Raw genomic sequence first — 12,703 nt, 5'->3', positions numbered from 1 at the left:
ACCCATGGAAATGTTAAAGATAAAGCTTTCAAGTGGTAGAGAAGTAGAGATAAACGATGATGTAATAGCGGTTCTTAACGAATACGTAAGAACACAGATGACACTGGAAGAGCTATCAAAAAGGTTAGGTCTCTCCGGTTGGGAAGAAGCTTACGAATTAATAAAGCAAGTACCAGCATGGGTAATGTGGTCTCCTCTGCCAATATATAAGAAATTAGCTTAGACTTTTTTGTAACATTCTGGTTTTGCTTCGTATATTATACCACTTTTTCTCATATCTGTAAGTAATTTTTCTATGTTACTTTTTTCGATACCAACTTGTTGTGCTTCTTTTAGTATATCCTTAACCTTTGCACACTCTGAACTTACTGCTAAGCTATCTATTATTTCTAGTATTTTCATCATTTTCTCTCTAGCACTTTTAGGTTTTCCAGTCATTATCGTATCTATATCTATTTTTCCACTTTCCATGTCAACTCCTACGCTTTCTAGGAATAGTCTCATTATATTTATGGCTCTTTCTGCATCCTCTCTGGTGACTTCTGTTTTGAGAGCCATTTTAGCATAAGCTTCTGAAATTCTTATTAAAGCCTCTAATTGTCTTGGAGTTATCAATATTGGGCTATCGGGAGTTTCCGAACTTTTCTTCCTCATCTCCACGAAGAAGTCTGTAATTAGATTCTTAGCTTCACTCGTAATTTTTGGTATAATATATTTCCTTGCATACGCTATATATTTTCTTAATGTATCTATATCTATAATATTTTTTGTAGATTTTCCTGAATGTACATCTAATATATAGTTTGCAAGCTCTCTATCTTGTTCACCTGGTTGATCCTTTAATATGAATATTAGGTCAAATCTTGATAAGACTGTGGGAGGTAAGTTAATATTATCAGATACTGGCCTTTCGGTTATATATCTACCAAATTTTGGATTTCCCGCAGCAATAACTGCAGCTCTAGCGTTTAATTTAGCTACTATTCCAGCTTTCGCTATGGAAACTGTTTGCTGTTCCATTGCTTCATGAATGGCTACTCTATCTTCGTCTCTCATCTTATCTATTTCATCTATTACAGCTATTCCACCATCAGCTAACACTAACGCACCAGCTTCTAAGTAATATTCTCCAGTTCCCTTTTCTCTCACTACTGCAGCTGTTAAGCCTGCAGCTGTGGATCCTTTACCAGTTGTGTAAACTGCCCTTGGAGCTACTCTCGAGATAAACTGTAGCATTTGTGATTTGGCGGTACCGGGATCACCTATTATTAAAATGTGAATATCTCCTCTTATTCTTGTATCTTCTAGAACCTTAGGAACTCCTCCAAATAATGCTAATGCTAGAGCTTCCTTTAATTCCCAATGACCATAAATAGATGGCGCTATCGATGCTATAATTCTATCACGTATCCAAGGATCCTTAGCTAAGTCCTTGATCTTTTTCTCATCTTCTTCAGAGATTGTTACTTCATCTAGTACTTTTTGTGAAACTTCTATGCTACTAACTTTCATATAAATGTCGAATACCGCTCTACTTCCTCTTTTAATTGGAGAGTCTTGTTTTATCTCTAAAATTCCAGTTACTTTTACTCTATCCCCTGGCCTTGCAGAATCAACTAAATCGTCTTCAAGGATTATTTCTAACTGCCTAGGTAACTGCCCGGAAGGTACTTCTTCTGGTCTCTCCTGGATTACCGCTTTTTGCCAATCAATTAACTTTGTTTTCTCTGGGATTAGCCTGAATTGTCCCGGCTTACCACATTTTGGACATATGGTTGGCATCTCTAATATTTCTGGCATCTCTTCATCCTCTGGCCACTCAAACTCTTGCATGCAGTCTGGGTGAATGTGCTTATAGGTTGCCTTGTAAATTCTTTCTTTTACCGGAGTAACTTTAACTAGTATTCCATCAATGGCTATTAGTTTATCTATATCAGTACTTCTTATTTTTCTAAGTTCTATAACTCTAGGTATTCCTACAATTCTAACGTGAACCTTTTCTATATCTCGCTGATATGTAGGATCCAATTGTAGGATATGATCATATAATGCACCTTCTAGAATCGGTAGAACGATTTTGGTGTTATTTATTATCTCATAAGCTAGATTTTCGTTGAATGAGAGTATATCGGAAAATTCTACTATAAGACTTTTTTTCCTATACGCTATTAGTTCATTTATTCTCTCAATATATTTGTTCTGATTGTTGGTATTCTTGAAAGTTGTTAGAAATTCTATAAAGAGGTCTCTATAGTCAATCTGTTTGCTAGGAATTTCCAATTATATCACCATACAATTCCTTAATAAGTTGTTTTATTGTTTTATAGATTAAAAGCTCTTCTTCTGTCATCCCGTTAATTAAGTTCTGATCATCGATGTTGAGAAATGCGAGCTGAATCAGTTTTCTTAGTCTTATTTTAATGATCTCATTCAGTATGCTTATTGATTTTCTAAGTTTTTCTAAACTCTCAACGTTCTTGTCTCTCTTTAAGGTTTCGAGATAAAGTTGTACTCTGCTTGAGAAATCCTTACCTAAGGGAACTAAAGATGCTGGTGTGTTCGCATTTTGTCTTTCTTGGAAAAGAATTCTTCCCAGATCTTCGATCGAAATTCTATCTTCTATTTTTGCTACGTTTTTTTCTTCTAAGATAATAGCTAACCATTGTGGTAACTGATTTTCGCTTCCTTTTATTAACTCAACGTTACCCGCTGTTATCGAGCTCCCATTCCAGTCCTCTATTATCATAACTCGGCGAATGTAAGTATTGGACAATCTTTTAATAGCTCTAAGTTTTACTTCAATCACAATCTATTTTTTCTTAATACAAAACCTTATATCTAATGTGGCAGAACCCAAGGGCTCTTGTAACTACAAAACCTGGTAAAGGTCAGAAATGTATAAATGAAATTTTGAATAGGATACTTATAAAAGATATTGATGCGAGGGTTGTAGAGTATGTGCAAAACGTAATTCTCATTTACTCAAATTTAGACCCATTAGTAATTTATGGTCTACTTTTCGCTTCCCCTCCATCCTGTGCTGAAAAGGTATATCCATTTCAATCGATTATAAATGCCACTAACGAAAAGGAGATTGTTGTTAATGTAATGAATTTTATGAAAAATAGAGTAAAAGATATCAAAACTTTTTATGTTCGTTGTTATAGTAGGGGAATTAGTGTAGATTGTAGAGAAATTGAAATGGGAGTAGGGATAGGGCTAAAGGGTTTAATTAATGTTGATTTTAAAGATCCGGAGGTTATACTCCACGTTAATGTATTAAAGGAATTCGCTGGGATATCGCTTTTGAGAAAGAATCAAGAAAAGTTTCGGACTACTCTCTTAGATAAAATATAAGGTAATACCGCTTAATTTAGATTGGGGTAAAAGTTTTGGTTTCAGCTAAGGATATACTTTCAGATAGTTTGAGATCATCAGTGTTAATAATCAAGCATAAGGATAAGCTTTCGCCAGATTACGTGCCGGAAAATTTACCACATAGAGAAGAAAAGATTAAGGAATTAGGTTTCGTATTTAGAGATTTACTAGCTGGAGATGCTAAAGATTCAGAAAGAGTTGTAATAGTAGGTAGGACAGGTACTGGGAAAACAGCAACTGTTAGATTGTTTGGTAAAAATTTTGAAGATATTGCGGAGAGAGAGTACGGAGTTAAAGTAAAGTATGTTCATGTAAATTGTTATAGGCATAGAACATTGTACTTGATAAGTCAAGAAATAGCTAACGCGTTAAAACTACCAATACCCTCGAGGGGATTATCAGCACAAGAAGTATTTAAGATGATCCATGAATATTTAGATAGGAGAAATATACATCTAATAGTTGCATTAGATGAGTTTGGACATTTCCTGAATACTGCAAATACTGAGGAAATATACTTCTTAGTAAGATTGTATGACGAAATATCAGCAATAATAAAGAGAATTAGCTATATATTTATAGTTAATGAAAGCCATTCTATTTATAAATTAGATAGAAGTATAAGGGATCATATAGCAAGAAGATTAATTGAATTTCCACCTTACAGGTCTATGGAACTTTACGATATTTTGAAGTATAGGGTAGATGAAGCTTTTAATGATAATGCTGTAGATGATGAGGTATTACAATTCATATCCAATACTTATGGCTATGATAAAGGGGGTAATGGTAATGCAAGAATTGCAATAGAGACTCTAAGTTTAGCTGGAGAAATAGCAGAGAAGGAGGGATCACCAGTTGTATTGTTAGATCATGCTAAGAAGGCTAATTCTACAATAAATCCAGAGATTCAAGAGATTGTGGATAGTTTATCGTATCTTGATTTGCATCAACTTATACTCTTGAAAGCGCTGATACGAGTTTTAAATAAGAGTAAAGCTGATGAGGTTACAATGGGAACCTTAGAAGAGGAATATATATCATTAGCCAGAGAGTTTAATGAGGAACCTAGAAGACATACACAAGTTTATGAGTATCTGAGGAAACTTAAGGTAATAGGGATAATTAATACTAGGCAGAGTGGGAAGGGAATGAGAGGAAGAACGACTCTAGTTTCCCTTTCTCTACCATTAGATAAAAGATTAGATGATTATATTATGCAACAAATAGTGGTGAGGTTAAAATCGAAGGCTTAATCTATAATTCATCTAAAATGAAGATATTATCTATATTGATAAAGCATGGTGATATGAATATCACTAAATTATATAGATTGTCTAAGATCCATTACGATAAATTAAGAAGGGAACTGGAAGATTTGCAGAAGATGAGTCTAGTTGAAGTAATAGGTAGTGATAAAAAAATAGTTAGATTAAACTACTCTAACCCTAAAGTAGTAATCTTAATTAACCTATTGGAAGAGTTGGATAAAAATGAGTTCCGAAGCTAAAATGGTAGATATATCTCCAAAGGAAACTATATTAAGAGTAGCAGAAGCTGAGGGATTCATTAAACTAAAAAACGATACTATAAGGAGAATTATGGAAAATGAAGTAGAGAAGGGGAACGTGATTGCTGTTGCAAAAACCGCAGGGATAATGGCTGCAAAGAAAACGTCTGAGCTTTTACCTCTATGCCATTTAATACCATTAGAAAATGTTGACATTGATATAAAAATTGAGAATAACGGTATAAGAGTTAGATCTAAGGTTAAGGCTCATTATAAAACTGGAGTAGAGATGGAAGCATTAGTTGCTACATCTATCTCCTTATTAACTATTTGGGACATGGTTAAAAAATATGAAAAAGACGAGAACGGAAAATACCCATATACTATAATTAAGGATATAAAAGTTATAGATAAGATAAAAGAGAAAGACTAAGATTTAGACGCAGAATTAAGATACTCTTTTTCTTTAGTATTTAAACTTAACCGTTTATCATATTTCTTATAGAATATTAGGAAGAATGGATAAGTATCATTTAATGTCTTGTTAAAAGATGAATGTATTGCGAGTTTCTTAATGATCTCGTCCCTCGTGTCTCTTATATCTTTACTCTTAGATAGTAGTTGTATATATGACGGAAACTGGTACTTTTTCCATTTTGGTTTCCAATTAGGTTTTTTCTTTTCAATTTCTGCAGCGGCTACTCCAGAGCTCATTAGATCATACGCGTAAGATAATAGGTCCCAATCACCACCTTTTGCTCTCTTTAAAAATATTGAAGCTCTAGAGAGAGCGTCAAAAGCTCTCCAAACATCTTCAATATTATCGTATTGTATAGGTATATTTTCTGATATCCATCTGATTAGCATATCATAATCTATTTGAGCACTTGTAGCGGCATTTTTAGCTTGCCATGCATATCTTGCCCAGAAGATATCTCTTAGTGTTTCAAACGGATCTAATTCACGTTCTTTTCTTCTAGCCATAGCTTCGACTAAATCAAGAGTAACCTTACCATAACCTTCTCCAATTCCTTGTAACATATTAATTGCATATCTAGTATCTCCTTCACTAGTATCAATTATATAGTTTAAGGCCTCATCGTCACAAATAATCTTTTCTGCTTGGCAAATCTTTTTTAAAAGCCTTCTTAAAGGATACTTTCCTAACTTATTTAATCCGACCATTTTTGTTTTGTTTCTTAACTCTCTTAATGCTGGATTCCAAGGATCATTAGCGGTCATTATTATAGGGTATTTTGTTTTTTCAATAAGTTCTAAAATACCTTGAATAGCTCCAGTATCTTCACGGACATTTATCCCATCAACTTCATCTAGGAGTATTAATTTTCCCCTCGTTCCGAATATACTGCCATAAACAGACGCCTTTTCCGCTACACCCTTTATATCTTGCAATTTTCTCGAATCACTAGCATTCATTTCTAAGAGTTCGAGATTATAATCGTGAGCTACTGCCTCAGCTAAGGTAGTTTTTCCAACACCTGGAGGGCCGTGTAATAATACTGCCTTAGCGTTTGGTTTTCCATTAAGCCACGACTCTATCCACTCTTGTAGTTCCTTTTTAGCACCATCTTGATTTTCCACATCTTTTAGAGAACGTGGTCTGTATTTTAAAAACCATTGTATCATTTATTCTCACTGCCTATATATTTATTCCCATAAATGGCCATTTTAGCTAATAATGCAGATAACTGTATTTCATCATCAGCACCCTCTATTATTCTAAACTCCGTCTCTCCTATATAATCTAGTAATAGAACTCTTAATTCCTCACTTATTTGAAGCTCTGAGGAAGTTATCTCTCTATGTATTTGCTTTATTATATCCTCTCCAGATAATCCATATGTAACAAGCAGAGTTCTTAGCTTCTCCCTTGCTTGTGTGAATTTTCCTTGCAACGCTAGGCTGATCATCTCTCTAACTTCCTTAGGTTGTGCCAACCCTAAAACCTTAAATACAGCCTCTACACTAATCTTGCCATAAGCTGAGGCAGCTTGTAAAATATTTATACTCTTTCTCATATCTCCCATGGTTATATCGTAGATAGTTTCCAAAGCTTTCTGATCGTACTCAGCTTTTTCATTTTTAGCTATATATACCAATCTATTAACAACATCTTCCTTTTTTAGCGGGTAAAATCTAAATAATGCGGTTCTAGATTGTATTGGCTCAATGATTTTGCTTAAGTAGTTACAAGCTAGTATAAATCTCGTGTTTTCTGTATATAGTTCCATAGTTCTCCTTAAAGCTTGTTGGGCATCAGCAGTCATGTTATCTGCCTCATCTAGAAGAACTACCTTAAAAGGAACATTACTTGGAATTACTGTACGTGCAAACTCCTTTACCTTATTTCTAATTACATCTATTCCCCTTTCATCGCTAGCGTTTAGTTCAAGGAAGTATTCTACATAATTGTCTCCATATAGATCATGGACAAGAGCTAAAGCAGCGGTAGTCTTCCCGGTACCTGATGGCCCTGCAAAAAGTAAATGAGGCATATTCTTTTCCTTGACGAACTTTTTTAACCTATCTATGATCTCTCTTTGATTTACTATATCATCCAAAGTTCTAGGTCTATACTTTTCGGCCCAAAGTATTTCTTCTACCTTCGCGCTCATTATCTCACCTCATGAATGAAATTACTTTCTCTTATATTTACCCATTACGAATCCTTTATCTAACTCATGTCCCTTTATTAACAATTTCAATTTGTCAGCATCAACGTTCTTAATTTCGTTTAGTAATGTATCTACTGCATAAACATAAAAATAGTATCTATGAGGTGGGTGTGTTTTAGGGGGACATGGGCCGTTGTAGCCAACATTCCCAAAATCGTTTACACCTTGTATGCCATATTGTGATTTATACACTTTTGGCACTCCTTCCGGTAATCTATTGGTAGTTATGTTATATATTACCCAGTGTATAAAAGTTCCTCCAGGCGCATCTGGATCTTCTACAATAACTGCATAACTTTTAGCATTAATAACAAGATCCCACTCTAACTCTGGAGACAGATCTTGTCCATTACAAGTATATTTAATGGGTATAAAATCCTCGTTCTTAAAGGCTGAAGATACTACCCTCATCAAATATATACTTTCATCATTCAAAATTAAAAACGCTTTATACCAACTGGAAGCTTCGCCTTCTTAAGGCAAGGAGGAAATCAGACCTTCTTATTTAAGTAGAACTCTAATTCCTCATGCCCTTTACTGTGAATTTTTGCTACTATAACGCCAGTACCTGTAAAGGAATCTCGCTTTATTGCTGAGAACACAGCCCTCTTAGCTAGGTCAGCTGCCTCATCTAAAGTCATTTTGGGATTATACTCATCTTCTAGCACTCCCATAGCTACTGGTGAACCAGAACCAGTTGCAACATAATTTTCTTCAGTTATGTCGCCCAAATAATCTAAATTGAACAATCTTGGCTGGTCATCGTAACCACCTATTAGGATTTGAACGATATAAGGAAAATACTTTGTTGCAGATAATACGTTCGCTAATCTAGTTGCAATTCCCTTTATGGAAATTGGTCCATATTTAGTAATATTATTATAATGATATATATTTTTCAGTACATCATATATAAACTGTAAATCGGCTACACTACCTGCGGTAGTTATTCCTATTTTATCTGTAATATATAGTACTTTTCTAACCATTTTATTCGCTACAAAAAATCCTGCACTAGCTCTCCTATCTGCTGCAAGAACTACTCCATCATTTACCTTAATTCCTACAGTTGTGGTTCCCTTAAGTATCTTATTTTCTAATTGCAACTTATTCCCCATAATTACCATTAAAAGCAAGAATAAAAAGGTGACAGTCAATATAGGATACAATATCAGTAGACCATTAATGTTTTCCTACAACGTTTAAAATATATTCAGTTACCTCAAGTAAATCCCCATCTTTATACAACTCTCCGCTTATCATTAAACCAACTGGCAACTCATTAAGGGTAGAAAATGGTATGCTTATTGATGGTGCCCCAACTACATTAAACAGTTCAGTATTAGCTATTAGATATTCTCTAAATTGAAGAGGATTAGAGAGTACGTCAGAAATTTTAGGTGCAACAATTTTTGTTGTTGGAGACAAAATAAAATCAATATTTTTAAATACTTTTATATACTCTTCTATTAATACCCTTCTATATCTAATTGCATCTATATAGTCTGTAGCAGAGATCTTCATACCATCAAGGAGTAACGTATAAGTATCTTTAAAGTATTTATTACTATTTTCAGTTATCCAATCTTTATGATAGGAAGAAGCTTCAGCCAATGATATAGTTCTTCTAGTTTTAGACCCATATTGCCTTAGTAAAGGAAGATCGACCTCGACTATATCAAAATATGAAGATAATTTTGCATATATTTCTTTCAACAATATTCTTGAAACTTCCATTTCATCAAATAAAAATAAACCTAGACGCGGTCTTGTTCTTAGTTTAGCTATTTCAACCTTCTTTTTTTCATTTGGTAAAATAGCATCAAAAACTCTTCGTAACAGTCCAATGTTATCTTTCACAATTATCCCCACAGTATCCAATGACCAGCTAAAGGGTATTACACCATCAGTAGGTATCAACCCAGTAGTTGGTTTAAATCCTATTACTCCACATAAAGACGAAGGAATCCTTACAGATCCTCCAGTGTCAGTACCAATTCCCACATCTATCATGTCTAATTTCACTGCAACAGCAGAGCCACCACTAGAACCACCACTTATTCTTTCTGGATTAACTGGATTTCTTGCAGGTCCTCCTATACTTGATGTATTAGTTGCACCTAACGCAAATTCATGGGTATTGGTTTTTCCTATTATCTTTCCTCCTTCTCTAAGTATTGCATCAACAACGTACGCATTTTTTTGTGGAACATAGTTTTCTAAAATTCTCGAACCAGCAGTAGTCCTTATGCCTTTAGTTAAAATAACATCCTTTATTCCAAATGTAACATCCTTTAACTTACCTTTATCGTTTTCTTCGATATTATGGAGAGTGATAAATGCGTTATATTTTGAATTTAATTCTTCTAATTTCATCTTCCATCACGCAGAATAATGGTTCAGGTAACTTTTTAAGGATTGGATCTTTATCGTTTTCCATCATCGTTATAATACTTATTAATTTGGTAATAAAAGCTTACAAATAATCTCTCATGGGAACGCTATACATATTATTTTTAAAATATATCAAGTCTACTATGATAGATAATATTTTTTATACAGTTTAAACACAATCTAACCGATGAAAGCCGTAGTAGTTCAGGGTAAGCAAAAAGGATATAGGATAGAAGAAGTTCCAGATCCAATCCCAGGAAAAGATGAAGTTGTAATTAGGGTAAATAGAGCAGCATTATGTTATAGAGATCTATTGCAACTGCAAGGTTTTTATCCAAGAATGAAATATCCAGTAATTTTAGGACACGAAGTAGTTGGTACAATAGAACAGGTTGGAGAGAACGTTAAAGGCTTTAAAGAAGGTGATAAGGTAATTTCGCTTCTTTATGCACCTGATGGAACTTGTCATTATTGTCAAATGGGCGAGGAAGCATATTGCCACTCCAGGTTAGGTTATTCAGAGGAATTAGACGGCTTCTTTGCTGAAAAAGCAAAGATAAAAGTTACAAGTCTCGTAAAAGTTGGCACTAACGTCCCAGATGAGGGAGCGGTTTTAGTACCTTGTGTAACTGGAATGGTTTATAGAAGTTTGAGAAGGGCAAAGTTGCAAAAGGGGGAAACAGTTCTAGTTACAGGGGCTAGTGGTGGTGTTGGTATTCATGCCATACAAATTGCTAAAGCACTTGGTGCAAAAGTGATAGGAGTAACTACATCAGAGGAAAAAGCGGCTTTCATAAGGAAATTCGCTGACCATATAATAGTAGGTAGTAAATTCTCAGAAGAAGCAAAGAAGATAGGCGATGTAAATGTAGTTATTGACACAGTAGGTACACCAACAATAGATGAAAGTCTGAAAAGTTTGTGGATGGGGGGTAGGCTGATACAAATAGGTAACGTCGATCCAACTCAGATATATCAATTAAGATTAGGATACGTCATATTGAAAGATATAGAAGTAATAGGTCATGCGTCCGCAACCAAGAGGGATGCAGAAGAAACTCTCAAGTTAACTGGAGAAGGAAAGATAAATCCCGTAGTCGCTGCAACAGTAGGGCTAGATGAGATAGATAAGGGATATGAAATACTAAAGGATAAGCATAAGATTGGGAAGGTACTAGTAAAGCCTTAAATTTTTAAACATTTTTAAGTTATTGTGAAGCTTAAAATTTCATGGATAGAGCTTAGTCAAGATTTATTACCACATTCAGATTTAGATTCCGCAGAAGATCTAAAATTGGTAAGTAACGAGATTCTTGAGGCCTTCGAAATAGGAGGGTACTCAGAGGAATTAGAATTGGATGATAAAATATTGGCAGTAACTTCTGTTTTCTCATCAAAGCTACTACAAGATATTTCAAAATTGATAAAAATTTATGAAATGGGAAGATGGGGCAAGCTATTATCTGGTGACGTAGTTACTGTTGTAGGAGAAACTATAACATATGCTCTTCTAAATCAATTATTTGGCATAAGCATTAATGATATATTACCATTTAGAAACGTAAAGTTCCTAGGAACAATATCAGATTTAGCTATTAATATAGAAAAATATGATAAGTTAAGAAAATTTTTAAATGCTAAAAATGGATTACTATTTGTAGAAGCTAAAGCAACAATGACCTTTAGAAGATCGCAAATTGTCAATACGATATCAAAAAGTTTAGTTACAATAGAAAATTTAAGGTATCCAGACAATTATGGGTTAATATCTTATGTTGTAAAATACAATAATCAATTGTATGATATGATGATATTAATAAAACCATAAAGTGAGAAAAATGAACTGCATTGAGAGTCTTCATAAAGCTTATATCTTAACGTGGATTGGAGATTATAAAACGTCAAGTGAGTTAGCAAGGGAATGTATCCAACTTCTTTCAGATTCTGTGAAGATAAGAAGAAAAGTAAAGGAGGTATTAAAGAAAGCGGATAGAGAGTATAAGGTATCGAAAAAATTAAGGGAAGAAGGTGTAACTACTACTGATCTAATTCAAGTTGCCCTTTACTATTTAGCAAAGAGATTATCAGTTAAAAAAGATAACGATATAGAAATAATTGAAAAAGGGAATATTAAACTATCTGTAATTGAGAATTCGTTAGTTAAAGAGGTTAGAGGATATTGTGAAGGATGTAAAGGATATAAATATTCTCTGCTAAATAAGGCAAAAGGATATTTAATTCTTTATGATGAAATAATATATGCTGAATTCTTTGAGGGAAATAAGTACGATGTCATTGACGAGATACTAAAAAACACTAAACTTTAAATTACATCCTTTACTTATTTTATAGCGACTACGCCGCGGTGGTTTAGCCCGGTCAAGCGCAGGCGCCGAAAGAATGCGGGCCTCTCGAGCCCGTGACCCGGGTTCAAATCCCGGCCGCGGCACCATTTCTATTAGTTAATTTATTCTTTAAAAATTTTTAATATTATAGTTTTATAGAAAAAGAGTAAATGATAACTATTTATTACTGTTATTATTATCATCGTCTTACACTATAACAATGTTTAACTGTTTGATAATATTTGTTAATTAATTCCTTGGAAAAAGAGATACAGTTAGTGGGCCCGCTGGGATTTGAACCCAGGACCTCTGCCTCGTAAGGGCAGCGTCCTAACCAGGCTAGACGACGGGCCCACTGATTATTTGATTATTACGATTTC

General features: G+C 34.2%; 15 protein-coding genes and 2 tRNA genes. 9 read left to right on the top strand and 8 right to left on the bottom strand.

Going from position 1 to position 12,703, the window contains the following annotated elements; translation table 11 throughout:
- The first annotated feature begins 4 nt into the window (after positions 1 to 4).
- Positions 5 to 223, top strand: a complete 219-nt coding sequence (locus tag YN1551_RS07240) for a hypothetical protein (protein ID WP_012713702.1) — start codon at positions 5 to 7, stop codon at positions 221 to 223.
- Here the strand turns inward: YN1551_RS07240 and mcm are convergent.
- Entirely contained in the window at positions 220 to 2,280 is a 2,061-nt protein-coding gene (gene mcm / locus YN1551_RS07235) for a minichromosome maintenance protein MCM (protein WP_012717457.1), read from the bottom strand. The two genes, YN1551_RS07240 and mcm, sit on opposite strands and share 4 nt — an antisense overlap.
- Complete coding sequence (locus YN1551_RS07230; RefSeq protein WP_012711367.1) at positions 2,267 to 2,806, bottom strand: DNA replication complex GINS family protein; 540 nt, start codon at positions 2,804 to 2,806, stop codon at positions 2,267 to 2,269. Before YN1551_RS07230 ends, mcm begins: the two co-directional genes overlap by 14 nt.
- Before the next feature lie 35 nt (positions 2,807 to 2,841).
- Here YN1551_RS07230 and YN1551_RS07225 point away from each other — a divergent pair, with 35 nt between their 5' ends.
- The 4 genes from YN1551_RS07225 to moaC are packed head-to-tail and all read left to right on the top strand — an operon-like array spanning position 2,842 to position 5,321.
- Positions 2,842 to 3,357: a THUMP domain-containing protein gene (locus tag YN1551_RS07225; protein ID WP_012717456.1), complete on the top strand. Its 516-nt coding sequence runs from the start codon at positions 2,842 to 2,844 to the stop codon at positions 3,355 to 3,357.
- Between the two features lie 35 nt (positions 3,358 to 3,392).
- A complete protein-coding gene (locus tag YN1551_RS07220; protein ID WP_012713705.1) occupies positions 3,393 to 4,634 on the top strand; it encodes an ORC1-type DNA replication protein in 1,242 nt (413 codons plus the stop codon).
- Positions 4,635 to 4,651: 17 nt separating this feature from the next.
- Positions 4,652 to 4,888, top strand: a complete 237-nt coding sequence (locus YN1551_RS07215; protein WP_012711370.1) for a hypothetical protein — start codon at positions 4,652 to 4,654, stop codon at positions 4,886 to 4,888.
- Entirely contained in the window at positions 4,872 to 5,321 is a 450-nt protein-coding gene (gene moaC, locus YN1551_RS07210; RefSeq protein WP_012713706.1) for a cyclic pyranopterin monophosphate synthase MoaC, read from the top strand. The genes YN1551_RS07215 and moaC overlap by 17 nt, the downstream gene beginning before the upstream one ends.
- Here moaC and YN1551_RS07205 read toward each other — a convergent pair.
- The 5 genes from YN1551_RS07205 to YN1551_RS07185 form a co-directional block, all read right to left on the bottom strand.
- The gene (locus YN1551_RS07205; protein ID WP_012717455.1) at positions 5,318 to 6,535 is read right to left on the bottom strand and encodes a replication factor C large subunit; all 1,218 of its coding nucleotides are present in this window, start codon (positions 6,533 to 6,535) and stop codon (positions 5,318 to 5,320) included. The two genes, moaC and YN1551_RS07205, sit on opposite strands and share 4 nt — an antisense overlap.
- Positions 6,532 to 7,524 carry a replication factor C small subunit gene (locus YN1551_RS07200; protein ID WP_012717454.1) on the bottom strand — a complete coding sequence of 331 codons (993 nt, stop codon included), beginning with the start codon at positions 7,522 to 7,524 and terminating at the stop codon, positions 6,532 to 6,534. Before YN1551_RS07200 ends, YN1551_RS07205 begins: the two co-directional genes overlap by 4 nt.
- 21 nt (positions 7,525 to 7,545) lie before the next feature.
- Positions 7,546 to 7,995, bottom strand: coding sequence for a YbhB/YbcL family Raf kinase inhibitor-like protein (locus tag YN1551_RS07195; RefSeq protein ID WP_012717453.1), 450 nt, complete (start codon positions 7,993 to 7,995; stop codon positions 7,546 to 7,548).
- 80 nt (positions 7,996 to 8,075) lie between these two features.
- Positions 8,076 to 8,711 (bottom strand): archaeal proteasome endopeptidase complex subunit beta, encoded by a 636-nt coding sequence (gene psmB / locus YN1551_RS07190; RefSeq protein WP_012717452.1) that lies wholly within the window; start codon positions 8,709 to 8,711, stop codon positions 8,076 to 8,078.
- Positions 8,712 to 8,766: 55 nt separating this feature from the next.
- Complete coding sequence (locus tag YN1551_RS07185; RefSeq protein ID WP_012716163.1) at positions 8,767 to 9,960, bottom strand: amidase; 1,194 nt, start codon at positions 9,958 to 9,960, stop codon at positions 8,767 to 8,769.
- Between the two features lie 205 nt (positions 9,961 to 10,165).
- Here YN1551_RS07185 and YN1551_RS07180 point away from each other — a divergent pair, with 205 nt between their 5' ends.
- The 4 genes from YN1551_RS07180 to YN1551_RS07165 all read left to right on the top strand — a co-directional run bounded on the left by YN1551_RS07180 (position 10,166) and on the right by YN1551_RS07165 (position 12,430).
- The gene (locus tag YN1551_RS07180) at positions 10,166 to 11,167 is read left to right on the top strand and encodes an acryloyl-coenzyme A reductase (protein ID WP_012711377.1); all 1,002 of its coding nucleotides are present in this window, start codon (positions 10,166 to 10,168) and stop codon (positions 11,165 to 11,167) included.
- 24 nt (positions 11,168 to 11,191) lie between these two features.
- Positions 11,192 to 11,806, top strand: coding sequence for a hypothetical protein (locus YN1551_RS07175; protein WP_012713711.1), 615 nt, complete (start codon positions 11,192 to 11,194; stop codon positions 11,804 to 11,806).
- Positions 11,807 to 11,816: 10 nt separating this feature from the next.
- Positions 11,817 to 12,305 carry a hypothetical protein gene (locus YN1551_RS07170; protein ID WP_012713712.1) on the top strand — a complete coding sequence of 163 codons (489 nt, stop codon included), beginning with the start codon at positions 11,817 to 11,819 and terminating at the stop codon, positions 12,303 to 12,305.
- Between the two features lie 32 nt (positions 12,306 to 12,337).
- A tRNA-Glu gene (locus tag YN1551_RS07165) sits at positions 12,338 to 12,430 on the top strand.
- Positions 12,431 to 12,602: 172 nt separating this feature from the next.
- Here YN1551_RS07165 and YN1551_RS07160 read toward each other — a convergent pair.
- Positions 12,603 to 12,677 (bottom strand) — tRNA-Val (locus tag YN1551_RS07160).
- Positions 12,678 to 12,703: the final 26 nt, after the last annotated feature.

Origin of the sequence: Sulfolobus islandicus Y.N.15.51 (genome assembly GCF_000022485.1) — an archaeon.
Taxonomy (GTDB): domain Archaea; phylum Thermoproteota; class Thermoprotei_A; order Sulfolobales; family Sulfolobaceae; genus Saccharolobus; species Saccharolobus islandicus.
This window is presented reverse-complemented; position numbering and strand designations above follow the sequence as displayed.

What these genes read in the sequence shown, in the direction of transcription:
- YN1551_RS07240 (WP_012713702.1), top strand. Translation starts at nt 5, where the DNA reads ATGGAAATGTTAAAGATAAAGCTTTCAAGTGGTAGAGAAGTAGAGATA.
- YN1551_RS07225 (WP_012717456.1), top strand. Translation starts at nt 2,842, where the DNA reads ATGTGGCAGAACCCAAGGGCTCTTGTAACTACAAAACCTGGTAAAGGT.
- YN1551_RS07215 (WP_012711370.1), top strand. Translation starts at nt 4,652, where the DNA reads ATGAAGATATTATCTATATTGATAAAGCATGGTGATATGAATATCACT.
- moaC (WP_012713706.1), top strand. Translation starts at nt 4,872, where the DNA reads ATGAGTTCCGAAGCTAAAATGGTAGATATATCTCCAAAGGAAACTATA.
- YN1551_RS07205 (WP_012717455.1), bottom strand. Translation starts at nt 6,535, where the DNA reads ATGATACAATGGTTTTTAAAATACAGACCACGTTCTCTAAAAGATGTG.
- YN1551_RS07200 (WP_012717454.1), bottom strand. Translation starts at nt 7,524, where the DNA reads ATGAGCGCGAAGGTAGAAGAAATACTTTGGGCCGAAAAGTATAGACCT.
- YN1551_RS07195 (WP_012717453.1), bottom strand. Translation starts at nt 7,995, where the DNA reads ATGAGGGTAGTATCTTCAGCCTTTAAGAACGAGGATTTTATACCCATT.
- psmB (WP_012717452.1), bottom strand. Translation starts at nt 8,711, where the DNA reads ATGGTAATTATGGGGAATAAGTTGCAATTAGAAAATAAGATACTTAAG.
- YN1551_RS07185 (WP_012716163.1), bottom strand. Translation starts at nt 9,960, where the DNA reads ATGAAATTAGAAGAATTAAATTCAAAATATAACGCATTTATCACTCTC.
- YN1551_RS07180 (WP_012711377.1), top strand. Translation starts at nt 10,166, where the DNA reads ATGAAAGCCGTAGTAGTTCAGGGTAAGCAAAAAGGATATAGGATAGAA.
- YN1551_RS07170 (WP_012713712.1), top strand. Translation starts at nt 11,817, where the DNA reads ATGAACTGCATTGAGAGTCTTCATAAAGCTTATATCTTAACGTGGATT.